22 protein-coding genes are annotated in these 24,939 nt (G+C 45.0%); 7 read left to right on the forward strand and 15 right to left on the reverse strand.

What is annotated here, in order from left to right; all coding sequences use genetic code 11:
* Window positions 1-2 precede the first annotated feature (2 nt).
* Window positions 3-356 carry an aspartate 1-decarboxylase gene (gene panD, locus QZ135_RS17650; protein ID WP_294612208.1) on the reverse strand — a complete coding sequence of 118 codons (354 nt, stop codon included), beginning with the start codon at window positions 354-356 and terminating at the stop codon, window positions 3-5.
* Between the two features lie 27 nt (window positions 357-383).
* Window positions 384-1,229 (reverse strand): pantoate--beta-alanine ligase, encoded by an 846-nt coding sequence (gene panC, locus QZ135_RS17655; RefSeq protein WP_294612211.1) that lies wholly within the window; start codon window positions 1,227-1,229, stop codon window positions 384-386.
* Between the two features lie 246 nt (window positions 1,230-1,475).
* Here panC and QZ135_RS17660 point away from each other — a divergent pair, with 246 nt between their 5' ends.
* Window positions 1,476-2,300, forward strand: coding sequence for a glycogen/starch synthase (locus QZ135_RS17660; RefSeq protein ID WP_294612214.1), 825 nt, complete (start codon window positions 1,476-1,478; stop codon window positions 2,298-2,300).
* Window positions 2,301-2,320: 20 nt separating this feature from the next.
* Complete coding sequence (locus QZ135_RS17665) at window positions 2,321-3,871, forward strand: DUF4270 domain-containing protein (RefSeq protein ID WP_294612217.1); 1,551 nt, start codon at window positions 2,321-2,323, stop codon at window positions 3,869-3,871.
* Between the two features lie 91 nt (window positions 3,872-3,962).
* Here the strand turns inward: QZ135_RS17665 and QZ135_RS17670 are convergent, their stop codons facing one another.
* The 3 genes from QZ135_RS17670 to QZ135_RS17680 form a co-directional block, all read right to left on the reverse strand.
* Window positions 3,963-5,366: a glycoside hydrolase family 57 protein gene (locus tag QZ135_RS17670; protein WP_294612219.1), complete on the reverse strand. Its 1,404-nt coding sequence runs from the start codon at window positions 5,364-5,366 to the stop codon at window positions 3,963-3,965.
* Window positions 5,367-5,469: 103 nt separating this feature from the next.
* Complete coding sequence (locus QZ135_RS17675) at window positions 5,470-6,735, reverse strand: glycosyltransferase family 4 protein (RefSeq protein WP_294612224.1); 1,266 nt, start codon at window positions 6,733-6,735, stop codon at window positions 5,470-5,472.
* A gap of 14 nt (window positions 6,736-6,749) precedes the next feature.
* Window positions 6,750-8,690: a glycogen debranching enzyme N-terminal domain-containing protein gene (locus tag QZ135_RS17680; protein WP_294612227.1), complete on the reverse strand. Its 1,941-nt coding sequence runs from the start codon at window positions 8,688-8,690 to the stop codon at window positions 6,750-6,752.
* Between the two features lie 193 nt (window positions 8,691-8,883).
* On the opposite strand from QZ135_RS17680, the gene QZ135_RS17685 reads away from it, so the two are divergent.
* Window positions 8,884-9,546, forward strand: a complete 663-nt coding sequence (locus QZ135_RS17685) for a rhomboid family intramembrane serine protease (RefSeq protein WP_294612230.1) — start codon at window positions 8,884-8,886, stop codon at window positions 9,544-9,546.
* On the opposite strand, the gene QZ135_RS17690 is transcribed toward QZ135_RS17685, so the two are convergent.
* The 3 genes from QZ135_RS17690 to QZ135_RS17700 form a co-directional block, all read right to left on the reverse strand.
* The gene (locus QZ135_RS17690) at window positions 9,541-10,167 is read right to left on the reverse strand and encodes a lysine exporter LysO family protein (protein WP_294612233.1); all 627 of its coding nucleotides are present in this window, start codon (window positions 10,165-10,167) and stop codon (window positions 9,541-9,543) included. The genes QZ135_RS17685 and QZ135_RS17690 overlap by 6 nt on opposite strands.
* Window positions 10,164-10,445, reverse strand: coding sequence for a LysO family transporter (locus QZ135_RS17695; RefSeq protein ID WP_294612236.1), 282 nt, complete (start codon window positions 10,443-10,445; stop codon window positions 10,164-10,166). Before QZ135_RS17695 ends, QZ135_RS17690 begins: the two co-directional genes overlap by 4 nt.
* A 386-nt stretch (window positions 10,446-10,831) precedes the next feature.
* The gene (locus tag QZ135_RS17700) at window positions 10,832-11,428 is read right to left on the reverse strand and encodes a MarC family protein (RefSeq protein ID WP_294612238.1); all 597 of its coding nucleotides are present in this window, start codon (window positions 11,426-11,428) and stop codon (window positions 10,832-10,834) included.
* Window positions 11,429-11,603: 175 nt separating this feature from the next.
* Between QZ135_RS17700 and QZ135_RS17705 the strand changes: the two genes are divergently transcribed.
* Window positions 11,604-12,266, forward strand: coding sequence for a Crp/Fnr family transcriptional regulator (locus QZ135_RS17705; protein ID WP_294612242.1), 663 nt, complete (start codon window positions 11,604-11,606; stop codon window positions 12,264-12,266).
* Between the two features lie 132 nt (window positions 12,267-12,398).
* Here QZ135_RS17705 and QZ135_RS17710 read toward each other — a convergent pair whose 3' ends face one another.
* From QZ135_RS17710 to QZ135_RS17725, 4 genes are all read right to left on the reverse strand, one after another.
* Window positions 12,399-13,676: a rhamnogalacturonan acetylesterase gene (locus QZ135_RS17710; RefSeq protein ID WP_294612245.1), complete on the reverse strand. Its 1,278-nt coding sequence runs from the start codon at window positions 13,674-13,676 to the stop codon at window positions 12,399-12,401.
* 158 nt (window positions 13,677-13,834) lie between these two features.
* The gene (locus QZ135_RS17715; RefSeq protein ID WP_294612248.1) at window positions 13,835-14,962 is read right to left on the reverse strand and encodes a glycoside hydrolase family 88 protein; all 1,128 of its coding nucleotides are present in this window, start codon (window positions 14,960-14,962) and stop codon (window positions 13,835-13,837) included.
* Window positions 14,963-14,980: 18 nt separating this feature from the next.
* Window positions 14,981-16,402: a glycoside hydrolase family 28 protein gene (locus tag QZ135_RS17720; protein WP_294612251.1), complete on the reverse strand. Its 1,422-nt coding sequence runs from the start codon at window positions 16,400-16,402 to the stop codon at window positions 14,981-14,983.
* Window positions 16,399-17,079: a DUF4450 domain-containing protein gene (locus QZ135_RS17725; protein WP_294612256.1), complete on the reverse strand. Its 681-nt coding sequence runs from the start codon at window positions 17,077-17,079 to the stop codon at window positions 16,399-16,401. Before QZ135_RS17725 ends, QZ135_RS17720 begins: the two co-directional genes overlap by 4 nt.
* Before the next feature lie 247 nt (window positions 17,080-17,326).
* Between QZ135_RS17725 and QZ135_RS17730 the strand changes: the two genes are divergently transcribed.
* Complete coding sequence (locus QZ135_RS17730) at window positions 17,327-19,357, forward strand: beta-galactosidase (protein ID WP_294612291.1); 2,031 nt, start codon at window positions 17,327-17,329, stop codon at window positions 19,355-19,357.
* A 153-nt stretch (window positions 19,358-19,510) separates the two neighbouring features.
* The gene (locus tag QZ135_RS17735; protein WP_294612259.1) at window positions 19,511-20,206 is read left to right on the forward strand and encodes an SGNH/GDSL hydrolase family protein; all 696 of its coding nucleotides are present in this window, start codon (window positions 19,511-19,513) and stop codon (window positions 20,204-20,206) included.
* Between the two features lie 99 nt (window positions 20,207-20,305).
* Here the strand turns inward: QZ135_RS17735 and QZ135_RS17740 are convergent, their stop codons facing one another.
* The gene (locus tag QZ135_RS17740) at window positions 20,306-21,121 is read right to left on the reverse strand and encodes an SDR family oxidoreductase (protein ID WP_025835454.1); all 816 of its coding nucleotides are present in this window, start codon (window positions 21,119-21,121) and stop codon (window positions 20,306-20,308) included.
* Window positions 21,122-21,150: 29 nt separating this feature from the next.
* Window positions 21,151-22,311 carry a mannonate dehydratase gene (gene uxuA / locus QZ135_RS17745; RefSeq protein ID WP_294612262.1) on the reverse strand — a complete coding sequence of 387 codons (1,161 nt, stop codon included), beginning with the start codon at window positions 22,309-22,311 and terminating at the stop codon, window positions 21,151-21,153.
* A gap of 117 nt (window positions 22,312-22,428) precedes the next feature.
* On the opposite strand from uxuA, the gene QZ135_RS17750 reads away from it, so the two are divergent.
* Window positions 22,429-23,307 carry an AraC family transcriptional regulator gene (locus QZ135_RS17750; RefSeq protein WP_294612265.1) on the forward strand — a complete coding sequence of 293 codons (879 nt, stop codon included), beginning with the start codon at window positions 22,429-22,431 and terminating at the stop codon, window positions 23,305-23,307.
* Between the two features lie 2 nt (window positions 23,308-23,309).
* Here QZ135_RS17750 and QZ135_RS17755 read toward each other — a convergent pair whose 3' ends face one another.
* Complete coding sequence (locus QZ135_RS17755; protein ID WP_294612269.1) at window positions 23,310-24,932, reverse strand: hypothetical protein; 1,623 nt, start codon at window positions 24,930-24,932, stop codon at window positions 23,310-23,312.
* Between the last annotated feature and the right edge of the window lie 7 nt (window positions 24,933-24,939).

Consider the following 24,939-nt stretch of genomic DNA (forward strand, 5'->3'; position numbering starts at 1 on the left):
GGCTACTTCACCACCTTGTTCATTGCCGGATCGGGGAAAATCACCGACGGCTTGAACGACTTGGCTTCTTCAAAGTCCATCAAGGCATACGACATAATAATGATGATATCATCCGGCTGCACCTTGCGGGCTGCCGCACCGTTCAAGCAAATTTTGCCCGAACCGCGTTCACCTTTAATAATGTAGGTTTCAAAACGCTCGCCATTATTATTGTCGGCAATATACACTTTTTCGCCGGCAATCATATTGGCCGCATCCAACAAATCCTCGTCAATCGTAATACTCCCCATATAATTGAGGTTAGCTTCCGTGACGCGGGCACAATGGATTTTCGACTTCAGCACTTCAATCATCATAAGGCCTGATCTCTCTTTTTAGGTTTATTACTCTTTATATTTAATGTTGTCAATCAGTCGGACATCACCACAGAATACTGTAATGCAACCTACAGCATATGCCGTATCTTCCCAATCGGCAATTCTCTGCAACGTGTTGCCGTCCACCAGCTCGAAGTATTCCAGACGCAAATCGGGAGCAGTTGCAATGGCATCTTCCACAAACTTCTGAGTCTCAGCAACTGTGTGAGAGGTTGCAAAGGTACGACTTTCAAACAACGTTTGCGAGATTTTTAAAGCATTTTTGCGTTCTCCGGCAGATAAACGTGCGTTACGACTACTCAAAGCCAGTCCATCTTCCTCACGTATAATGGGGCATCCCACTATTTCCAACGGATAATCCATCTTACGAACCATCTCACGGATAATAGCCAACTGCTGAAAATCTTTCTCTCCGAAGTAAGCACGGTCCGGCTTCACGGCATCAAACAGTTTGCTCACAATCTGGCAGACACCATTGAAATGTCCCGGACGAAAGGCTCCCTCCATCACTGTATCCAACGGAGCATAGCTAAACTGCCGGGTATCAGGTTCAGGATACATCTCCGCAACCGAAGGGGCGAATACAAACGCAGCACCACATGCTTCCAACAAAGCACAATCAGCTTCCAATGTACGGGGATATTTCTCTAAATCATTCTTGTCGTTAAACTGTGTCGGGTTTACAAAAACACTCACTACCGCAGCGTCATTCTCAGCAACACAACGCTTTACCAATGACGCATGACCGGCATGCAGAGCGCCCATCGTAGGCACTAATCCTACCTTTTTACCTTGGGCCCGTAAAGCCGACAATCCGGCCTGCAAGTCCTTGATAGTATGTACTATTTTCATCTTTATAGGTTGTATAATAACTTAGTCGTTTGCAAAAACGGTGCAAAATAAACTATTATTTAGCATATAAAGAAGAAATATCGCAAATTAATGCAAAAGTTATATCTGCACAACAAGCCCTCACAAGGCAGGTAAATACTGAAAAACAAGCAGTTAACAATTCATAAGGAATTATAGAGCCGACTTATTTGCCCAAGTGCCCGATTTTTTTTATATCTTTGCAGAATAATTGAGAACATTGTTATTATGACAAAGGCGAACAAGGTTTTATTTATTACACAAGAGATTACTCCTTACGTACCAGAATCCGAAATGTCCCTTGTAGGCAGGCACCTACCTCAAGCAATCCAGGAAAAAGGCAGAGAAATCAGAACATTCATGCCTAAATGGGGGAATATCAATGAACGCAGAAACCAATTGCATGAAGTGATACGTCTTTCCGGTATGAATCTGATTATTGACGATACCGACCATCCCCTTATTATTAAAGTTGCTTCCATTCAATCTGCCCGCATGCAGGTTTATTTCATCGACAACGATGACTATTTCCAAAACCGCTTGCAAGTTGCCGATGAAAATGGTGTAGAGTATGAAGATAATGACAGCCGTGCTATCTTTTATGCACGTGGTGTGCTGGAAACAGTAAAAAAGTTGCGCTGGTGTCCGGATATTATCCAGTGCCAGGGCTGGATGGCCGCCTTAGCTCCTTTGTATATCAAGAAAGCATATAAGGACGAGCCTTCATTCCGTGATGCCAAAGTGGTATTCTCTGTCTTCGAAGATGACTTCAAAGAATCATTCAATGCCGATTTTGTGAACAGATTGATGTTGAAAGGCGTTGCTAAGAAGGACGTAGCCAATTTGAAAGCTCCGGTAGATTATGCTGCGTTATGCAAGTTGGCTATCGATTACTCAGACGGCGTTATCCAGCAAAGTGAAAACGTTAACGAAGAGGTGATGGAATATGCCCGTCAATCCGGAAAACCTATTTTAGAATATCAAACTCCCGAAACCTTTGCAGATGCTTGTAATGAGTTCTACGATAAAGTGTGGGAAACAGAACAAAAATAAACAAGATAACAAAGAAAACTATGAAAGTTAAGTATCTAGGAGCTCTGCTTTTGACGGCAACTCTCACTTTCTTTGGTTGCGATGATAATACCGGCACATTAGGAATGGGTATGTTGCCCGGTTCTGATGGTATATCTGCGCATACGACAACGTTCGATGTAACCACAAGCTCTGTTCTTGCCGATTCTGTATTTGCTAAGACCAGCACTGGCTATGTAGGTCGTTTTACTGATCCTATATTCGGATATTATGAAGCCAGTTTCCTGACGGAGTTGAACTGTATAGATAACTTCAAATTCCCTGAAAAATATGATTTTGATAAGAAAACGGGAATTCTGGTAGGAGATACAGTATCAGGTGTACGCTTAGTGGTTTATTACTCTACTTGGTTCGGAGATTCTTTGAATCCTTGCCGTATGAGTGCGTATGAATTACAAACTAAGTTAGACCGTAATCGTTACACTAATATCGATCCGTCAGATTATTACAGACCGGAAGGTAAATCACCCATATTATTAAATCGTAAAGCTTACACAGCTTATGATACAAGTGTTACTGACGAGGAAAGAAACGCTACAGATAGTAATGGTAATAAAACTTATTATCCAAGTGTTACTTTTGAACTTGACAAAGAAAAATATGGAAATCAGTGGATTAGAGACTCCAAAGAAAATCCAAAGTGGTTTGAGAATTCCAACGCTTTCATAGATAAAGTATTCAAAGGTGTATATATAAAGAGTGACTATGGTGATGGAACTGTGCTTTATGTAGACCGCGTAGACTTACAAATGAAGTATCATTATTATGTAATAGATACTACAACTAATATTCCTTATAAACGGAAGCAGAATGGTTTTGAAAATGAAGACTCTACCGCTTACAGATGGAGAACTGAGTTTGCTTCTACCAAAGAGGTAATCCAAGCCAACAAGTTCTTTAATTCTGATAAAATCAAAGAACTTGCTGAACAACCCGAGCATACTTATATCAAATCTCCTGCCGGAATTTTCACAGAAGCAGTTTTACCTTACGAGTCAATCAATAAGGAATTAGCTGGTGATACACTTAATGCCGTGAAATTGACTTTCACCAATTACAATGAAGACAGTAAGTACGAATTCAGTATGAGTGCCCCAAAATATGTGCTTCTGATACGTAAAATGGACTTTAAGAGCTTCTTTGAAGAGAATAAGCTACCGGACAATATCACGTCATTTACTGTAGAACATAATAGTGTAGCGACTAATCAGTATACATTCAGTAATATTGCCCGTCTGGTTAGTACCTGTATTAAAGAGAAAGGTGCTGCCAAGAAGAAAGCTCAGGAAGAAGCCGGTGCTACATGGAATGAAGAAAAAGAAAAAGCATGGGAAAAAGACTGGAGTACAGTATATTTGATTCCTGTTGCCATCACATATGATACAAGCAGTAGTGGTCAAAAGACAATGACGAACATACAGAATGACTTACAACCGGGATATGCCAAATTAAAAGGTGGTCCGGCTAAAAAAGGCGAAGAAGTAATCACACCATTGAAACTGGAAGTTACTTACACTACATTCAATAAATAAATTCTTCTCCAATAAAGTAAAGGTACAAAAAAGCCTTCCGTTCAAAATAGAGCGGAAGGCTTTTTATTTATATATATACTCTCAAGAAAGACTACTTGGCAGTCTCTTTCTTGGTCGTTTTCTTTGCAGCAGGCTTCTTTGCAGCAGGAGCTTTAGCCTTTGTTGCAGACTCTTTGGTCTTTGCCGCCTTCTCAACAGATTTCTCTTTTTCCAGTTTTGCTTGCAGCTTCTCCACTTCTTTGTTTAATTCTTCAATTTCATCACCTTGATTCTTGATAGTTGTCAACAAGGCATTCAGTTCCTCATTATCTATATCCATCGGATAAAGAGATTCTACCCGTTTGATGAAATCACCCAAAACATTCATGTAGTTGGTAAATGCATCATAAGGGGATTCATAGATACCCCGGTTCAACCCTACAGCACTGTTCTTTGTCGTCATGAAGCGGAAGTTGTTACTTGCCTGCAAATAATCCCAGTCTTGCTTGATACGGCGGTCATCAGAGAGATGCACACGTTCGGCAATGCTATACAGTTTATTGAACGCTTCGCGTTGCATGCTGTTACCCAGCCAGCAACTGGTATCTCTCTCCTCGTCCACCCAAGACATCGGATACGGAACATCCAGTTGAGATACAGACTTCAATTTTGTGATAACCTCAGTTGGGGTGGAGAATGCAATACCTTTCTCCTTAGCACAAACAGGCAAAGCTTTCAGGAATTCCAGAATGTTGGAAGAAAGCGGCTGGGCCATACCCAATGCACTCAGCTCCATGAAGATATTGATGACTTGTTCCTCCTGTGGCAAAGCATCGATCCAGCTAATATATTTATCAGCAAACAACGGATACTCATTCCATTCCGAATTAGAAAAACGCAAACTGATATCATCCGAGAGTTTGAAATCACGTAATAACAATTTCAGGTTCTGATTGTGACTACAGTGATATACATAGTGCGGGCTCTTCCAACCCAGAATATGTTTGGCACCTTCAGTCAGCATGCCTTTAAAGCCCATACTTGCAACCAGTCCGCCAATCTCATCAGAATAAATCAAACTGGAATTACGGAATACCTTCGGCGCTTTACCGAACATTTGCTTCATCTTGGCACTCTGGCGTTTCACTTCTTCCTTAAAGCAATCTTCGTTCGCCAAAGAAGAAAGGCCGTGAGAGTAAGGTTCAGCCAGGAATTCACAGCAGCCGGTATCATTCAGTTGATGCAGTAAATCGATTACAGCCGGCGCGTGGATCTCCAATTGCTCTAAAGCCACACCGGAAACGGACAAAGCCACCTTGAATGCACCACCGGAGTTTTTAACCATTTCAATGAGCGCACTCAATGCGGGAATATAGGAACGTTCGGCAACTTCATTAATGCTGTACTCGTTGGCATAATCATCATAGTAATAGTGATTAGTACCTATATCAAAGAAACGGTAGCGTTTCAGGTGAATGATTTGATGAATCTCAAAATAAAGACAGATGGTTCTCATATCTATATAAGTTTTAAGTTTATAGTTGACGAGTTTACGAGGGAACAAGTTAACAAGGAAATTTACGACACTTGTCAACTTGTATCTGAGGCCTCATCAACTCTTATTGTTTTTTAATAACCTCTTCGTAGATGCGACGCACTTTCAAGCCTACATCTTCCCATTTGATGCCATCCACTTCTTTCTTTCCCTCATCGCGCAGATACTCGTAGAGTGCAGGATAAGTACAAATAGCGTAAATAGCATCTGCCATAGCGTGGATGTCCCAATAATCGGTTTTGATGCACTTCTCCAAGATCTCGGCACAACCGGACTGCTTGGAAATAATGGTGGGCACACTACATTGCATAGCTTCCAAAGGGGATATACCGAATGGTTCCGAAACAGAAGGCATAATGTACACATCACTCGCTTTCAGCATTTCGTATACCTGACTTCCTTTCATAAATCCAGGGAAATGGAAGCGGTCGGCAATGCCACGCTCAGCCACCAGGCGAATCATCTGATTCATCATATCACCATTACCAGCCATTACGAAACGGATGTTGCGTGTACGGTGCAATACCATAGCAGCAGCCTCTACAAAATACTCGGGTCCCTTCTGCATAGTGATACGTCCCAGGAAAGTCACCACCTTTTCATTCGGTTTCTTTTGCGGCACGATGTCCTGTATTTCTTGCGGAAGCGGAGAAACGGCATTGTGTACGGTAGATACCTTACGAGGATCCTGAAAATACTTATTGATAACCGTCTGACGTGTCAGTTCACTCACACACATGATGTGATCGGCATGATCCATACCATTCTTCTCAATGGCATAGACAGTAGGGTTCACATTGCCACGGCTACGGTCGAAGTCGGTGGCATGTACATGGATTACCAACGGCTTGCCGGAAACTTGCTTAGCATGGATACCCGCAGGATACGTCAGCCAGTCGTGTGAATGAATGATTTCAAATTCCTGCTGTCGGGCTATGACACCCGCTACAATAGAATAGTTATTTATCTCTTCGTGCAGATTGGCCGGATAGCGCCCGGAAAACTCAATACATCCGAGATCATTAGTATTCAGGTAATTAAAATCAGCATAAATATGATCGCGCAAATCATAATAAAGCTGAGGGTCCATATAAGAACCTACGCGCCCCTTTACATAATCCCAATTTACATCGCGCCACACTACCGGAGTACTGTTCATACCTATGATGCGCAAAAAGCTCTGGTCCTCATCGCCCCACGGCCTCGGAATACAGAAAGTAATCTCCATGTCCTGCTGTTGGGACATTCCTTTCGTCAGACCGTAGCTGGCAGTTCCCAAACCACCTAGGATATGCGGGGGGAACTCCCATCCAAACATTAAAACTTTCATTTTCGTTCCTCCTCTTATAAATTATACTTAGACAACAACTTCAAGATGCGCAGTATCTCGGCCACATTCATGGCAAAGGAGACTGCACCACGACCTCTGAACGGTGGGTTACCATCAAAGAGTTCGGGCAGCGAACCAATACAATGACTCGTCATCTCATCTTCAAAGCCTATCAGATAACGCTCTACGAACGACACACCGCTCATCTTATAGATGCGCAGATAAGCCTCCATGTAGAAGCCCATGAGCCACGGCCAAGCCGTACCCTGGTGATAAGCATAATCTCGCTGAGTCTGAGGACCGACATAATTCGGATTATATCCTCCGCTCTTCGGACTAAGAGTACGCAGCCCTTTCGGCGTAAGCAACTCTTTCGTCACAATATCGAGCACTTGTTTCTTCTGTGCCCTGTCTAACGGAGAATAATCGAAAGCAACGGTAAATATCATATTGGGGCGAACGCTCCAGTCCATCATATACCCATCCACATAGTCGAACAGATAACCACACTCATTACGGAATACTTCTACAAAAGATTTTCCGGTCACTTCGGCCTGTGCATCCAGTTCGTCCGCCAGATGAACATTGCCATCCTCACGAACCAAATCGGCAATAAAACGAAGTGCATTATACCATAAAGAGTTTACTTCTACAATATATCCCGTACGTGGAGTGACGGGACGGCCATGAGCCGTAGAATTCATCCAAGTGATGGCTTTCTCCGCTCCATTGGCATAAAGCAAGCCATTTTCGTGCAGGAAGAGATTATCATGCTTGCGGCTACGGATATAATCCATGATATCTTCCAGCAATTTGCCGTACTTCTGACGGCACTGTTCACGCGAAGTTACCTTGGCGTACTGTTGCAAAGTCCAGATTGCCCATAACAGCACATCGGGATCGTTCATTTCATATATCTTGAAAGTGGCAGGTTCTCCATTGATAAATTCCCGGATAGCCTTTTCAGCAGTCAGCATCACGTCTTCAAACTCGTCTTGCTCATCCACTGCCAGCGTTAAACCCGGCAAAGAAATAAACAAGTCACGGGCACGGCACTTGAACCAAGGGTATCCTGCCAACACGTAATGTTCATTTCCCTGCTTATTATGGAACTGATGTGCCGAATTCACCAGACAATGATAGAAACTGTCGCGCGGTGTACGGTCTTCCACTTCCGCCTCGAAGGTCTGTTTCAACTTACGCGGAGATATTTCGGAGATACCGGCAGAAAAGACAATGCTTTCTCCTTTCTTTATATCTACTTCGAAATAACCGGGAACATACAGATCTTCATTGAAGTCGTAGCCGCGTTCTTGTTCTTTGGGATACTCGATGCCACGGTACCAATCCGGCTGATAGTGAAACTCATTCTTCTTATTGAGTTGCATGAAGAGTTCGGGATAGCCAGGATACATGCAAGTCTTTATACCATTCTCTACCAACTGGTAGTCACGGTTTGCCTGCGGATTTTCGTGCGTATACTCGCGCACACTGCGGAATGCCAGAAATGGACGAAACCGGAGCGTGGTAGCCGAGTGGGCATCCACCAAGGTGTAGCGAATCAGAATCCTATTCTCGTGATGTACAAAAATCTTTTCTTTACGGAGGATAACGCCTCCTACACGGTAAGTCGTAGCCGGGATATGTTCGCAGTCGAATTCGCGGATATACTTATGTCCGTTAGGACTGAAGTGATCTCCCTGATATTTGTGCAACCCCAGATTGAACTCCGCACCGTGTTGAATTACCGTTTCGTCCAAAGAAGATAGCAGCACATGGTTCTCATCGTCAAGATTGGGGACGGGAATCACCAATAGTCCGTGATATTTGCGTGTGTTACAATCTACAATCGTTGTACAATGATAGGCCCCTGACTTATTAGTCCGGAGTATCTCCCTTGGTAAAGATTCTTCCAGATTGATCATCAGAGTCTTGTCAAATCGTAAATAACTCATAGTTGTGCATTATTTAAAGGTTAATTGTTCAGGTATCATGCTCCATACCTGCGATAGAATGCTCCCAAGTATGGTAGTGATGCCCAAAAATACAAATTAAAGACAATACGCAAAATAAAAAGTTCATTTATTTTCATTTTTACTTAAATTATTTGTAGCATTGTACAATAATTAAAGAAGACCCTACGAAAATATGAAGCATGATATACGCCGGATAGCTCTGGCAGCGGTTATACCGTTATTCCTTCTTTTTATTCTTTATTTACTAAAGTTCCTCGAAGTTGGCATGGACTGGGATTTCAGGAAATTAGGTGTGTATCCCATGGAGCAAAGGGGAGTGTTTGGCATTTTTGCACACCCATTGGTGCATGGCAGTTGGAGCCATCTGCTGGCAAACACATTGCCGCTATTCTTCTTGTCGTGGTGTCTGTTCTACTTTTACCGGCACATAGCTTCCTATATATTCTTTGCTATCTGGATAGGTTGTGGAGCTCTTACCTTTCTTATAGGTAAACCGGGGTGGCACATCGGAGCCAGTGGAATCATCTACGGACTTGCATTCTTCCTGTTTTTCAGCGGCATCCTACGGAAGCATGTGCCACTGATTGCCATATCCTTATTAGTAACCTTTCTCTATGGGGGACTAATCTGGAACATGTTCCCATTCTTTGCCAAAGAAACGACTTCATGGGAAGGACACCTCAGTGGAGCCATAGCCGGCACCATCTGTTCCCTGGCATTCATGGGGTACGGACCTCAACGACCGGACCCGTTTGCAGACGAAGAAGAAACGTCTGATGAAGAGCCCGGCGAAGAGGCTGAAACATGTGAGGCAGAAGAAGAGCAACCATCATAGTCTGCAAAACATAGAAACAAAGAACGGTACACTCATATCAATAAGTAAGCCATGAAATATGGCTACGGGAACCATGTCTTTCCCCGAATATCGGGTAATGACAGGCAATATCACATCCATCGAATTGACACCCGCAGCAGAGATAGGTGCCAACCGTCCGAAATACCGTGCCAGCAACGGTGCACCCAGCAAAGCCATCATTTCCCTGAATATATTTGCCAGCAAAGCAATAGTACCCAATTCCGTAGCCAACTGAAGCCCGATTGAAGCTTCTTTAAACTGCGTAATCAACACAGACGACAGGGAGTAATAAGCAAAACCGCTTCCCACTGCCATGCAGTCGAAGATACTCCAACGACTAAGCAACAGACTGGCAAGTGCTGAAAATATCAACGTTCCACTGATCGTTGCCAACGGTATCAGCAAGAACTTCAGCCGGAGCTGCGAAATCATACTCTTCAACTCCTTGTTCGAACCGATGCTGATGCCTATCTGAAACATCAACGCATACAATATATATATAGACATATTACCCGTCTTCAGGTCCACCGGAAAATATCCCAAGACTCCCAACAGGCATCCACCTACAAAAACTCCCAATACAATCAAACTATCTTTCATACCTTTTTCTTTTTAGAAGTGAAAAACAACTTTAATACAATCCATGAAGCTAAAATACTGCCTACCGTAGCAGCCAAAGCCAGCAACACCGCTTGCCAGCCAAAAGAAAAGAGGTTGTCTACAATCAGCTTATTGGAACCGATGGTAACACCCAAGACAAATAACAGCAAAAATACCGTATAAGATATAGATACCTCCACTTTGCGCAATAGCGAAATGCGGCGAAAGCCATAACCGATAACTATGCCCAAGAACATCAGGCCAACTATTTGAAACATATCAATTCTAGTTTAGGTAATGCGCGGCGCACTTGCCTGCCCTGCCTGCCAGAGAAGTTTATCTCCCGGCAGGAACGCAACAACAACCGCAATTACAAATTATGAGTAACTGGAAAACCGATAGCCGATATCAAGACATCCGGCTGAAAATAGAAAATGATTTATAGAAGTATTTAGATGAAACCACTGAACCAATGTACGTGCACGACGCTACAGCAGCAGTTTTGTTCATTCTGCGGCAACCGTGCAATAGGACTATATGTACATAAATATTTCATCATTGTTCTCAATTTGGGTGCAAAGATATAGCTTTATTGCATATTTTCCAAATATATATTCAGCAAAAGATAAAAACAGGACCGAGATAGCCTTTTGGCCGGCAGGCACTACTTCTGTAGCGCCTCCACCAGCAACGTAATGTTCGCCATGAACAACCTCACGGATATAGCCAGCAAAATGATACCGAAGAACTTACGAATGATATAAATGCCGCCTTTGCCGAGGAAACGTTCCACACGTCCCGTCATACTGACAACAAAATATACCCACAACATATTCAGCACCAAAGCAATGATAATGTTGACACTGGCATACTCCGCGCGAAGGGACAGCAAAGTAGTGAATGCGCCGGCGCCGGCCAGCAACGGGAAAACCAAAGGTACCAAAGTAGCTTCCTTGATAGGTCCCTGATTCTTGAATATCTCCACATCCAGAATCATTTCCAGAGACATCAGGAAGATGACGAATGCACCGGCAACGGCAAACGACTCGATGTCCACATGAAACAACTTTAACATCATATCTCCGGCATAGAAGAAACCAATCAACAATGCGAAGGATATCAATGTCGCTTTCAATGCGTTCACATCCTTTCCTTTTTCCTTCAAGTTAATAATAATAGGAATAGAACCAATAATGTCGATAACTGCAAATAATACGATAAAAGCACTTATCATTTGTTGTAAATTGAATGCTGCAAACATACGTTCCTCCTTTTTTTTGCAAAGATAATCGATTTTTATGCATTCCGCAAGATTTAATTACCTGAATGAATAGCACGTTTAAGAAATAATAAAAAAAACAAAAAGAAAGCCTAAGTGTTTACGGCAGATAGCTATTATGCCTACATTTGTTTTCAAACAAGAAGTTGATAAAGATATGGAAACGATGTATGACACCCTGCTCCAATTGCCACTATTTCAAGGCCTCGCTCATGAGGACTTCACCAGTATATTGGGAAAAGTAAAATTACATTTCACCAAGCACAGAGCTGGAGATGTTTTAGTAAAAAAAGGTGCGGCATGTGGACAGTTGATATTTATCTTAAACGGAGAAATCGCTTCATCTACCTCATCTACAGATAATTCTTACACCTTTACAGAGTTCTTTCAGGCACCTTACCTGATTGAACCGCAGGCTTTGTTCGGCATGAACACTTGCTATGTATCTACTCACATAGCACGCACAGAAGTATGTACCGTAACTATCAGTAAGGCATTTGTAATGAATGATTTGTTCAGATATGAAATCTTCCGCCTAAACTATATGAATATCATCAGTAACCGGGCACAAACCTGCTACAATCGTTTGTGGACCAAGGTACCTGATAAACTTGAAGCACGTATTGCGAATTTTATTCTTTCGCACATTGAACGCCCTTCGGGAGAAAAGATACTGAAAATAAAGATGGAAGAGCTTGCCGATACTATCAATGACACGCGGTTGAGCGTATCGAAGGCATTGAACGGCATGCAGGAAGAAGGACTACTGACACTCCATAGAGGGGAGATTGTAATACCGGATGTGGAAAAGCTGATATAGTGGAAAATAAAAATGCTGTTTAAAAGGGCAGAATAGCTGAACACAAATTACGCGAATTACGCAAATGTTTCTCTAAATTTTAAAGAAACAATATTTGCACAATTCGCGTAATTTGTGTTCAACTATTCTCTCTTAATTACCGTCCGGCTTCTCAATTTCCGTAAACGGACAATCATTCCATTTAAAACTTTCGCGGGCGTCCGGTTGGGCAGGGTTATATCCTTCATAATCTGTCCGCAGGAACTTCACAAAAGGCAGTTCCGCTTTTTTCATTCCTTCAATTACACATTTGGCTATCTGATAAGCACCATACGGATTAAAATGAGTGTTATCTGCCAAAGGTCTATTCTGTCCCGGATAGGTATTGGCAGGATAGTGCACGAAAGCATGTTTGGATTCATCCACTCCCATAGCTTCATATAAGGTGCGGGTCATAGCATGCAAATCGATCAAAGGAATATTCTCTTTTTCTGCCAGCCAACGCACTGCATCGGGGAAGTCAAGATGGGTGTCTTTTATCTTACCATTTTCATCGAAACTGCGACGCTGGGTAGGTGTTACCAATACCGGCTGTACACCACGGGCACGGGCCTCATCTACAAACGTTTTCAGACTTGTCATAAAGGAGTAGAAAGCACCTTTACCGGGACCTTTCTGTTTCTGGTCGTTATGACCGAACTCCATAAAGATATAATCTCCCGGTTTCATCTGCGTCAGCGCTTTCTTCAAGCGTCCGGCACCTATGAAGGTATTGGCTGATTCACCGGATTCAGCATAATTGGCAAAGCAAACGCTGTCGGTAAAGAAGCGGGTAACCATTTGTCCCCAACTTGCCCAGGGTTCGTTGTCCTGATCCACTACGGTAGAGTTGCCGCATAAGAAAATAGTAGGAACATTTTCCACGCGGTCAATGATTAATTCAGTCAGTTGAGGGGCATCTCCGTTAAACTCCAGAGTCAGTTTATCGTCCCAGTTCAGTTTGCTGCGTTCACGAGGCTTGATGCGCACATCTTCTTTCTCCGAGATATGTATATCACGTTTGTTGATTGTAAAGGAACAGGAAGATAATTCTCCCTTTTTTGTCTTTACATTCTCGAAGAAGAGCCGGCGGGATTCTCCCCGCAGAGTGGTTTCTCCTGCACTACGTTTACTACCAATAACGGCTGTGACATGATAGTTACCATCGGGCACGGCAACCGAGAAGAAAAAAGGAGCCTTACTCTTGCCATCGGGAGAAGCTGATAAATCATATCCATACCCTTTTGCTTCGTCATAACGGTCAGTGGGTGTTACTTTGACGTATCCGTCTTTTACTTTCTTACCGGGTGTGAAGTCGAATTTATAGCTTTGTGCATTCGCACTAAAAGCAATCGACAATCCCCAAATCATTAATACTGCAATTTGTCTCATATAATTTTGTATTAGTTATTTTCGTTTTACTGATAATAATTTAGCGCATAGCACTAAATTACGCAAAGAAAAAGAAAAGGAACGACTTCACAGCCCCTCCTTCCTCCTAATTGATTCATCCGATCAATTATACTATAATCTATGAAATCTGTTACTTATCAATTCAATTTATAAACTTCCGCTCCTGCCAGCAGGAAGCAACCTACACCGTAGTCCTCAAAATCGGGTACTTTATCATAGGTCACCGGCTGGCCGTCTTTCGGTTCTTTCCCTGTTCCCTGTACATAACCCAGACAACCATTCGGATGAACAGCATCCTGAACCATTGCATTCCAGGCTTTCAGCAATACCGGCAGATACTCTTTCTTGTCCAGCAATCCTTTGCGCACGCCCCAGGCCATACCATAAACAAACAGCGCCGTGCCGCTTGTCTCTTTTCCGCCGAAGTTCGTTTCATCGTGCAGGCTCACATTCCAGAAGCCATCTTTGCGCTGGCATTTCTTCAAAGCCTTGCTCATTGCAAGGAAGTCGTTGATGTAATCCGCACGGTGCAGTTCGTCCGCCGGAATTTCTTCCAGAACGCGAACCAATGCAGCGTATGCCCAACCGTTGCCGCGGCTCCAATAACAATCCTCTCCATTCGGTTCCTTGTAAGGAGGCACAAAGTCGGCATCCCTCCACCACAATCCGTCTTTCGGATTGAAGAGTCCATTCTTGCCATGCACATTGCGGGAATAGCTGTACATATCCCACATCTTATCATTATATTTCTGTTCTCCCGTCAGCTTGCCCAGCTTGGCATAGATAGGCATAGCCATTTGTATGGCATCCACCCAAGTCCAGTCATTCACCTGCGGGGTATTGACTATCATATCTATGCTGGCCTTGATTTTCCGAATTTTCTCCGGATCGGAAGACATGTTATACAAATCTATATAAACCTGTCCGCAACACTGGTCATCTGCATTGCGAGTGGTGTTTCCGTTGCGCATTCCCCATTTGTGGTAATCGGCCCACTGATAGGTGTAATCGTAATATTCTTCACGGGGAAAAATGGAGTACAACGCCATCAATCCCTCATAATACACGCCACGTGTCCAGATGTTACTGGGACGTATGATGCCATTGTAAGACGGAGTACGATAGTCCGCATACTTCTTCATAAAGTAATCATTCACTTTTACCAGATTCTTGAGCGTCTCTTTCTTGTCGGGCAGTTCTTGTGCAACAGCGCTCCCGCATATGAGGCTCATAAAGAGGAAAACTCCTAATAGTTTCTTTTTCATGGTGTGGTTATAAATTTATTAATTCTTATATTCTTTACCGTCCACTGTTATATTCCGATATACCAACCCGTCGGCATCATCCGTCACCAGCAAAGGCCGGCCGTCCGCCTGTTTGTAATGGAAGTGTACATCGTTCAAAGTCACGCCATGGGCATGACGGATATAAAAGCCCTTTGCCGGAATAGTACCAAACATCCACGGCTCCGGATAAGTCTTTTCATTTTCGGGCGGGATGCGCTGGCCGTCCTCCACACTATATCCTCCCTGATGGTAAATATGGATATTGCTGAATGTCACATCTTCAATCAATGCTCCCGGCACGCCGCTGATTATGGACGAATAGCGGGAATCGGCATTAAACACATTGACGTTGCTGATAAGAATGCGTTTCATTGCCCCCACCGGAGTACCTTCGGGGCTGCGCATACGCTTGCCGAGGCGCAGAAAGAAAGGAGCATTCACAATATCCCGCATCGTAATGTTACTGATGACAATATCTTCCAGTTGTCCGCCGTCCACCGTTTCAAGGGCAAGACCCCGGCAACGCTCGAATATGCAGTTTGTAATGGCGATATTCTTGAAACCGCCACTGGATTCTGTGCCGAGCTTGATGCGTCCCGTCACATAACCGTGGTCGGGAGCCTGAGGTTCATCGCGTTGCCAAGTGGCATCCAGCATAGTACCACGGTCGTAGCCGCTGACGTAACAGTCGGAAATAGTCACATTTTCCGTGTCCCTGAAACTGCCGAGGGCATAAGAGGCTTTCAATACGATGGCATCATCCCAGGGAGAATTTACGCTGCACCCGGTGATGCGTACATTCTTGCAACAATCTATATCGAAACCATCACGGTTAGTATCCACTTTCAGGTTGATAATACTCAAATTATCCACGCCCGTCGCCAACAGAGCGAAATGCCCGCAACGCAACATAGAGAAGTCTTTCAACGTGATATTCTTACAGAGTTTCAGGCTGATGGCCTTATTCCCCACTCCCGACAGGCGGCTCTCTTCACGGGTCAGTCCTCTGCCGTAGATGAGTCCCGGGCCGCTAATGGTAACATCTTCCAAGCCGATTCCCCAGATGAGGGAGTTCTTCCAATGGCTGTGCCCGAAATCTTGATAACGGTTGTGCTCATTAGGTTCCGCCTCATCATATCCGCCGTCAGGGGTGGGTGAAGCGGCAATGATACGTGCGCCTTGTTCCAGATATAAATGAACGTGGCTGGCAAGACGGATGGAGTAACAGGCATATTCACCCGCAGGAACATACACCGTTCCGCCACCTCCGGCAGAAGCCGCAGATATGGCACGGTTGATGGCGGGCGAGTCGATGGTTACCCCGTCAGCCCGGGCACCATAATCTTTCACATTATGGATAGCTGCCTGCATCACAAGCATCCAACAACAAGCCGATATGAATAAAGCTAAACGTTTCATCTCTTACTCTCCTTCTCAAATAGTTGGGGCAACATAAAGTAATTATAATCCGCCCGGGCATTCTGTTTATAGAAACAGAAGTAGCATTTTTCCTTCGTATTCCAAGAGTAGAGGGAAGAAATGACAGGGGCATCCGTTTTCTTTCCGGAGTGATACAACTCGAGTGGCGACGTTTGCCGGCGGGCATCCGACAGGCGGAGTTCCGACCCGACAGGCACTATCCCCTGCGTGACGCGCAGAGCCATGCTGGCACCATAGTACACCGTAAAAGCATTTTCTTCATCGCTGAATACATTGTCACGGCAAGCTTCGGGAGAGATTGCGGCACCTTGTCCTGAGAGTGCTTCGTCTTCGTTGCAAGCCCCAAAGGCCCAGCACAAGGACAGATTTTCTGGTAAACGGGAGCCGGAAACCTCCACTAACAACCCTTTAGTATCTGTGAGAGGGCATATCATTAACCTAATTTTACCTATTCCTAACAATGTATCCTTTATTATGTATGTCCGGTCTCCCGTTTTTTCCAGTTCACACTCGTCCAGCCAGCGGCTCTTGTCGCCTGCCACTATGCCCAGGCGGAAAGTGCCCGCCCCTTTAGATAAGCGGAAAGGAAGTGCCTGCGCTTTCATCCCTGCCAGCGCAAGGAGCAATAATAATATTATAGTAAGATTCCTCTTCATAGTACCCATTATGTTCCGCTTATTAATTATGCTGCGAAAATAGGCCTTTTCACTATCCCAACGAATGGAAACATGTACATTTACATGGAAATTCATCTAAAAAGGCTCTATATTGCATAGATTTGTACTATTTTCCATAGCCTGTTTTCGCCCCGACGCGTACCTTTGTCTACATATAAATCCATCAAGTAAAATACCCATGAAGAAACAGATTTTCATCTTACTCTGCGCCTGTCTGACGACCGGAATGCTCTTTGCACAACCTGCATGGTTCAACGAAAAAGACCTCACCCTGACCGGTGCCTACTACTATCCCGAACACTGGGACGAAAGCCAGTGGGAACGCGATTTCAAGCAAATGCACGAATTGGGTTTCGAGTTCACGCACTTTGCCGAGTTTGCCTGGGCACAACTGGAACCCGAAGAGGGGAAGTATGACTTTGCCTGGCTTGACAAAGCGGTTGCCCTTGCCGACAAGTACCAACTGAAAGTTATCATGTGTACCTCCACCGCCACCCCGCCCGTCTGGTTGAGCCGCAAGTATCCGAAAATCCTGATTAAGCAGGAAGACGGAACCATACTCGACCATGGCGCACGCCAGCATGCGTCGTTCGCTTCTCCCGTTTACCGGGAACTGTCCTATAAGATGATAGAGAAGCTGGCACAGCATTACGGCAACGACCCGCGCATCATCGGTTGGCAGCTCGACAACGAACCTGCCGTGCAGTTTGATTACAACCCTGCCGCCGAAGTGGCTTTCCGCCAATTCCTAAGAAACAAATATCACAACAATATTAAGGAAGTGAACGATGCCTGGGGCACAGCCTTCTGGAGCGAGGTTTACTCGTCTTTTGATGAGATTACCCTTCCCAAAACCGCCCAGATGTTCATGAATCATCACCAGATTCTGGACTACCGCCGCTTTGCCGCCGGGCAGACGAATGACTTCCTGAACGAGCAATGCCTGCTCATCAAGAAGCATGCCCGCAACCAATGGGTGACCACAAACTACATCCCCAATTATGATGAAGGACATATCGGTGGCAGCCCCGACCTTGACTTTGTGAGCTATACCCGCTACATGGTCTACGGCGACAACGAAGACATCGGTCGTCGCGGATACCGTGTGGGCAACCCGTTGCGCATCGCCTTTGCCAACGACTTCTTCCGCCCCGTGCAAGGCACCTACGGAGTAATGGAACTCCAGCCGGGACAAGTGAACTGGGGAAGCATCAACCCGCAACCCCTGCCCGGAGCCGTACGCTTGTGGCTGTGGAGTGTTTTTGCCGGTGGAAGCGACTTCACATGCACCTACCGCTACCGCCAGCCGCTCTATGGAACAGAGCAATATCACTATGGCATTGTAAACACGGACGGCACCACCGTCACCCCCGGCGGACGGGAGTTTGAACAATTCATCAAGGAAATCAAGCAACTACGCACTCAGGCAAAAGCCCGTGAAGTGAAGCCTGCCGATTACCTGGCACGCCGCACCGCCATCCTCTTCAACCACGAGAACGCATGGAGCATCGAGCGACAGAAACAGAACCGAACCTGGAACACAATGGCCCACGTCGAGAAGTACTATCGCACCCTGAAAAGTTTTGGCGCCCCGGTAGACATCATCAACGAAAGCAAAGACTTGTCGCAATACCCGGTAGTAATTGCCCCTGCCTATCAGATGGCGGACAAAGCCCTGGTGGAGCGTTGGACTGAATACGTGAAACAGGGCGGAAATCTGGTGCTGACCTGCCGCACTGCACAAAAAGACCGTTACGGCCGTCTGCCCGAAGCCCCCTTCGGCTCCATGATTGACCTGCTGACGGGCAATGAGATGGAATTCTACGACCTCCTCCTCCCCGAAGAGCCCGGAAAGTACGTCATGGACGGTAAGGAATACACCTGGAACACCTGGGGCGAGATACTGAAACCGGGCAAAGATTGCCGTACATGGGGCAAGTATATCGAAGAATTCTATGAAGGAAAGCCCGCAATCAGCACCCGCAAACTCGGCAAAGGCAGCATCACGTATGTAGGCATCGACAGTACGGACGGCACTCTGGAAAGGGATGTATTGAAAAAACTGTATGCCGAACTGGGTATCCCCGTCATGGACCTGCCTTATGGCGTAACAATGGAGTATCGCAACGGACTGGGCATCGTGCTCAATTACGGCGACAAGCCTTACTCGTTTGCACTTCCGGCAGGGGCGAAAGTTCTGATAGGGACAACAGATATTCCTACGGCAGGCGTATTGGTATTCGCACTGAAGCAATAGGCAGGCGTTATTGTTGCAGATACATTGCCAAGTCTTTGCCAATGCATTGGCAAAATTTTGCCACAGGACTGGCAAGGTACTGCCAATACGGTGGCAAAGTCTTGCCAGTCCTGTGGCAAGAAACCCAATATTAATCATTAAAATCCAATAAATATGAGAATGAAATCAACCCTGAAGAAACTACTATTTATGGGATGTTGCCTATCTGCCATCATTAGCCATGCACAGACGGTAACTACCGGTTCGTCATCAGATGAACTTAAAGGCAAACGTATAGGCGTCATTGGAGACAGCTACGTCAGAAACCACAAAGAACCTGTCGAAAACACCTGGCACTATGCCTTTGCCCGAAAACATGGCATGGAGTATTTCAATTACGGAAGAAACGGAAGCAGCATAGCCTATTCCAGTCCCCGCTGGGGAGAAGCCATGTATTTAAGGTATAAGGAAATGCCGGATAGTTTAGACTATGTCATCGTAATTGGCGGACACAATGATTCCTTCAAGCTGGACTCCATCGGAGGTATAGGCAACTTTAAAGACAAACTGGGGATACTTTGCGAAGGGCTTGTTGAGAAATACCCCACAGCCAGGATATTCTTTTTCACCCGGTGGAACTGCAAGGACTTCAAAGGAAGCAATTCGGAGAAAATAGTAGATGCAATGATTGAGGTCTGCGGCAATTACAGTATTCCCATTTTCGACAGTGCCAGGAAAGGGAGCATTTATGCCGATAACGATACTTTCAGGAAAATATATTTCCAGGGAAACAAGGATACGGCACACCTGAATAAGAAAGGGCATGAACGGTTTCTGAAAGTGGCGGAAAACTTCATACTTCAGTATTGACCATACATAGAGTAGATACTTAAACAGGCAGATAAAGTTGAATCTTTATCTGCCTGTTTTTATAATAGCCTGTTCTCCGGCGGTATCCGGCAACAGTTCTTACACTCCGCTGAATGCACTGAAACCACCATCAATCGGCAGTAACGCTCCCGTCACGAAGCTGGCGGCATCACTGCACAGAAATTGTACAGCACCGTTCAACTCGTTGATATCGCCGAAACGTTTCATTGGGGTCTTAGCCAGTACTTTCTTGCTGCGGTCCGTCAGCGAGCCATCGGGGTTGATGAGAACTGCACGGTTCTGGTCGCCGATAAAGAAGCCCGGAGCAATGGCGTTCACACGGATGCCGTCTCCATACTTCAATGCAAGTTCGCTTGCCAGCCATTGAGTGAAGTTGGCAACGGCCGTCTTTGCTGCCGAATAGCCCGGCACACGGGTGATGGCGCTATAAGCTGCCATGGAAGACACATTCACAATGCAGCCTTTACCCTGTTTAGCCATAACTTTGCTGAATACCAGAGACGGATAGACGGTTCCGTTCATATTCAGGCTGGTTACTTTATCCCAGCACGCGATATCCATATCGAAGAAGTTCTGGTCCGGAGCAAGGGTAGCGCCCGGCATATTGCCACCGGCAATATTCAACAGGATGTCCACACGTCCCCATTTGGCAACGATGTCGTCCGCCAATTTTTCGAGGCTGGCAATGTCCAGCACGTTACCTACGATGCCGATAACGTCTTCACCGTAAGTTTTCAGTTCTTCTACGCGCTTGTCCAGTTGCTCCTGACGAATATCGACAGCTACAACTTTAGCACCTTGTTCCATAAAACACTTGGCAATGCTGCCACCCAATACACCACCGGCACCGGTGATTACTGCCACCTTACCTGCAATACTAAATTGTTCGTTCATCATAACTTTTAATTATTAATTTTTAATTTTTAATTATTAATCACTGCCATCATTCCCTCCACCTGTGCCAGTGCCAGCATGCGGCCGTGGAATGAGTACCCGGGATTGTATCCTTTATCTTCATCGCCCAGCATCATCCGGCCATGGTCTACGCGCATAGGCAATCCCGGATTCTCCTTCTCAAAGATACGGATAAGGTCAATCAAGTGTCCACGTCCTTCCAGATGGGAACTTTCGATGAAGTTGCCGCCCGGCATGGCTGCCGTGCTGCGCAGATGCACGAAATGAGTACGCTTTGCAAACTTCTTCGCCAACTCACGGGTATCGTTATGTTCGCCTGCGCTAAGTGAACCTGCGCAGAAAGTCAGTCCGTTGTGCGGGTTATCCACTGCATTGAGGAACCAGGCGATGTCTTCTTCATTGGTCACAATGCGGGGCAGGCCCAATACCTGGAACGGTGGGTCATCGGGATGCACACACATATTCACACCATACTCTTCGCACACAGGCATGATGGCAGAAAGGAAATAGCGCATGTTTTCACGAAGTGCGTCACGGTCGATGCCTTCGTACAGAGCCAGCAGTTTCTTGAAGATATTCACCGGATTCTTATCTCCTTCCTTGATATTACCGTTTACAAAACCTTGCGTCTTCACGATAATCGTGTCGATAAGGTCGTCTTTCTCCGCTTCGGTGATTGTCTTGTCCAGTTCCTCCACTTTTGCCAGTTCTTCGGGAGAATAGTCTTTCTCAGCTCCTTCGCGTCCAAGGATGCGGAGGTCGAAGTAAGCGAAACGGACGCGGTCAAAATAGAGGGATGATGTACCGTCAGCCCAAGGATGCTGCAAGTCCGTACGTATCCAGTCGATAACTGGCATAAAGTTATAGCAGATAGTCTTCACGCCACATTTGCCCAGGTTTGCCAGACTGACTTTATAGTTTTCTATCAACTGGTCACGCTCCGGCCCTGCATATTTGATTGCCTCGCAAACCGGCAAACTCTCTACCACAGACCAGCGCAAACCATAGGATTCGATGTATTTCTTCAAATCATTGATAGCTTCCTCGGTCCAAATTTCGCCATTCGGCACATCATGCAAAGCGGTTACAATACCTTCTACGCCTATCTGCCTCAGCATATCCAGCGTAATCTTGTCCTTCTTACCAAACCATCTCCAAGTCTTTTCCATCTTTATTCTTTAATTTATTAATTTCTGTATATTTGATTATTCTTTTGCAAAAATAGCGAATTGATTCACGGACTATTTTTCCTATATTTGCAAAGAATAACTCTAAATTTGCCACTTATGAAGCCAGCCACCCGAAGAATGATAAACGAGCAACTCCCTATCTCAGAGTCGTCGCCCATCAAAGCCCGTTTCTATGACTATGCTCACTTTACATACCCGTGGCATTTCCATGCCGAATATGAAATCATCTACTTTAAAGAAGGTACGGGAACCAGCTTCATCGGGAATAGCATGGAAAACTTCAGAGACGGGGATTTCATCCTGCTTGGGTCCAACCTCCCCCACTACATGAAGAGCGACGACATCTATCATACCGCCGACAGCAACCTCCGGACCAAAGGCACCATCATACAATTCGAACAGGACTTTATGCAGTATTCCATACGGCACTACATCCAGTTCACCAAAATAAAAAAGCTGTTGGATGATTCACAGAGAGGCATATACTTTCCTGCCGGATGTTCCGATAAGGCAATCGACCTGCTCGAAAGTATTCCTTTGGAGTCCGGCATGGATCAGATTCTATCCATTCTGCAACTGTTCAAAGAGATGTCCGACATAAGTTCCAAAGTCATTCTCCCTCCGTCGGAGCAGATGGACCAGATACGCGGTAACTCCCGGATAGATAAAATTCTGGCCTATCTGAACCAACACTATACACGCCATATGGATTTAAATGAAATCTCCTGTCTGGCTGCCATGTCCCCTGCCTCTTTCTGCCGTTTCTTCAAGAGTAAGACAGGAAAAACTCTGAAAAACTACATACTGGACATGCGCATCGGGTACGCCTGCAAACTGCTCTCTTTAGATAATATGAATATCTCCCAAATCAGTACCGAATGTGGTTTCGATACAATATCCCATTTCAACAAGTCGTTCAAGAAGAATACAGGCTTCACACCTACCGAGTATAGAAGAAGAATGCTGGCTGACTAAGATTACTGCACAACAAACTCGCACTGGGCTTTAACCGTTTCACCTGCAGCAGTAATCCCTTGCAAAGTGACCACATAACGCCCTTTCATATCCGACGTATAGAAACTAACGACATCCGTTGCAGGAGTGATTACCGGATTCCAGTAAAGCGTATGGCGAAAGTCAGGAACACGAGATTTCATTTGCTCCTCCGAGTCATATGCCGGTGCCTCAAAGGCAGGCCTATTCTGCGGGAACTCATAAGCAAACAGTTGGGAATTCTCGTCCAGACGCAATCCGGGAAGTGAACCCTTATGTGTTATCAACGAAACAATTCCATCATACACTTTACCGCCAAATGTATATCTGCCACTATATTGGTGGATAAAATGCAATAAACGCGCATTATAGTCCAGCACTGTCTCATGGTTTTCAATAGGAACTCCATCTATCAGCACCAATGCTTTCAAACTACTAAAACGTTTCACATCCTCCTGCAATATCCTGATAATCGTTTCACCTTCCGATTTACTTACGCGTATTCCCATCACAAACTCAATGAATGCTTCACGCACCGTATTAAAACGGACGTATTCATCCAGGTTGTAACTGATTGAAGGATAAAAATCATGCAATTGTTCCAGTATACTCCGGTTATGGGTAGAGTCGACCGGCAAGATGTGATGTAGTTGTGCTCCGATACTACGTTCTACCAATGCATCCTCATTATATGCCATACGAAGTTTCGGAAGTTTTGCGGGCAGTATCCCGGCAAAAGGAGAAGCTATTTCCAATCGAGCCCGGTGCCCTTTTCCCGGCAAAGCCGACAAAACAATTTCTTGCATATCCGTTATTCCCGAAGTATAAAAGGCATAAGTACCGTCAGGTTGTGATTGTCCGTCAAAAATCCGGATGTCCTTACCCACACAAGACAACCGGGCATCCACAGAATCGGCAGACGCTCCTATCAACCTCCCGACTACTATATGTCCCTCACATTCGGCAATAAGATGATTATCAGAAGCATTATCTGCTTTCAATGAATAGCCGGAGGTGGGAAAAGCAGGCAACACACAGTCTTTCCTCACTACAGATAAGGAAAGCTCCTTCATATCGGATGACAATTGGGGTAATTTCAAAGTCACTCTGTTGCGGTTACCGTATACGGATTTATCTGTTGACAAACGTAAAGGAGAAGTAACCGGATTATCAGAAATCAAAGCTGCTGAATCCGTCAGGACTTCCACATAATCTTCCTCCATGGCTTGATTGGTATTCAGCACGGCAATGTATTTCTTCGGAAAACTATCTGCTGACTGGTTTCTCATATAACGGGTATATGCCGTAAGCTGATAAATGCCCGAATGCATGGTCTGAGAAAAACGGACACGCCCCCACCCTACACCATTTTGCAGGGCTATCTTACCCTGTGCATACATCTGGTGCATATCACTAATTTCCACATAAGCCACTTTACTTGTCAGACTTTCACGAAATGTGGAATCGGTAACACAGACCTTTATCCACAAATCTTCTCCCGCCAAATAATTATCCTTATCAGTATATATTCTCATATATTCAGTAATCTGAGCCTGCAAAGCCACTACTGAAATCAAACAAATGATGATAGATATTATTTTCTTCATGATACTT

It is taken from the genome of uncultured Bacteroides sp., from assembly GCF_905207245.1.
GTDB lineage: Bacteria > Bacteroidota > Bacteroidia > Bacteroidales > Bacteroidaceae > Bacteroides.

Excerpts from the sequence above, each read along its gene's own strand:
- QZ135_RS17750 (WP_294612265.1), top strand. The coding sequence starts at position 22,429 with ATGAAGCCAGCCACCCGAAGAATGATAAACGAGCAACTCCCTATCTCA.
- panD (WP_294612208.1), bottom strand. The coding sequence starts at position 356 with ATGATGATTGAAGTGCTGAAGTCGAAAATCCATTGTGCCCGCGTCACG.
- QZ135_RS17735 (WP_294612259.1), top strand. The coding sequence starts at position 19,511 with ATGAGAATGAAATCAACCCTGAAGAAACTACTATTTATGGGATGTTGC.
- QZ135_RS17690 (WP_294612233.1), bottom strand. The coding sequence starts at position 10,167 with ATGAAAGATAGTTTGATTGTATTGGGAGTTTTTGTAGGTGGATGCCTG.
- QZ135_RS17660 (WP_294612214.1), top strand. The coding sequence starts at position 1,476 with ATGACAAAGGCGAACAAGGTTTTATTTATTACACAAGAGATTACTCCT.
- QZ135_RS17755 (WP_294612269.1), bottom strand. The coding sequence starts at position 24,932 with ATGAAGAAAATAATATCTATCATCATTTGTTTGATTTCAGTAGTGGCT.
- QZ135_RS17685 (WP_294612230.1), top strand. The coding sequence starts at position 8,884 with ATGAAGCATGATATACGCCGGATAGCTCTGGCAGCGGTTATACCGTTA.
- QZ135_RS17740 (WP_025835454.1), bottom strand. The coding sequence starts at position 21,121 with ATGAACGAACAATTTAGTATTGCAGGTAAGGTGGCAGTAATCACCGGT.
- QZ135_RS17670 (WP_294612219.1), bottom strand. The coding sequence starts at position 5,366 with ATGAGAACCATCTGTCTTTATTTTGAGATTCATCAAATCATTCACCTG.
- uxuA (WP_294612262.1), bottom strand. The coding sequence starts at position 22,311 with ATGGAAAAGACTTGGAGATGGTTTGGTAAGAAGGACAAGATTACGCTG.
- panC (WP_294612211.1), bottom strand. The coding sequence starts at position 1,229 with ATGAAAATAGTACATACTATCAAGGACTTGCAGGCCGGATTGTCGGCT.
- QZ135_RS17665 (WP_294612217.1), top strand. The coding sequence starts at position 2,321 with ATGAAAGTTAAGTATCTAGGAGCTCTGCTTTTGACGGCAACTCTCACT.
- QZ135_RS17675 (WP_294612224.1), bottom strand. The coding sequence starts at position 6,735 with ATGAAAGTTTTAATGTTTGGATGGGAGTTCCCCCCGCATATCCTAGGT.
- QZ135_RS17725 (WP_294612256.1), bottom strand. The coding sequence starts at position 17,079 with ATGAAGAGGAATCTTACTATAATATTATTATTGCTCCTTGCGCTGGCA.
- QZ135_RS17695 (WP_294612236.1), bottom strand. The coding sequence starts at position 10,445 with ATGTTTCAAATAGTTGGCCTGATGTTCTTGGGCATAGTTATCGGTTAT.
- QZ135_RS17730 (WP_294612291.1), top strand. The coding sequence starts at position 17,327 with ATGCTCTTTGCACAACCTGCATGGTTCAACGAAAAAGACCTCACCCTG.
- QZ135_RS17680 (WP_294612227.1), bottom strand. The coding sequence starts at position 8,690 with ATGAGTTATTTACGATTTGACAAGACTCTGATGATCAATCTGGAAGAA.
- QZ135_RS17720 (WP_294612251.1), bottom strand. The coding sequence starts at position 16,402 with ATGAAACGTTTAGCTTTATTCATATCGGCTTGTTGTTGGATGCTTGTG.
- QZ135_RS17710 (WP_294612245.1), bottom strand. The coding sequence starts at position 13,676 with ATGAGACAAATTGCAGTATTAATGATTTGGGGATTGTCGATTGCTTTT.
- QZ135_RS17715 (WP_294612248.1), bottom strand. The coding sequence starts at position 14,962 with ATGAAAAAGAAACTATTAGGAGTTTTCCTCTTTATGAGCCTCATATGC.
- QZ135_RS17705 (WP_294612242.1), top strand. The coding sequence starts at position 11,604 with ATGGAAACGATGTATGACACCCTGCTCCAATTGCCACTATTTCAAGGC.
- QZ135_RS17700 (WP_294612238.1), bottom strand. The coding sequence starts at position 11,428 with ATGTTTGCAGCATTCAATTTACAACAAATGATAAGTGCTTTTATCGTA.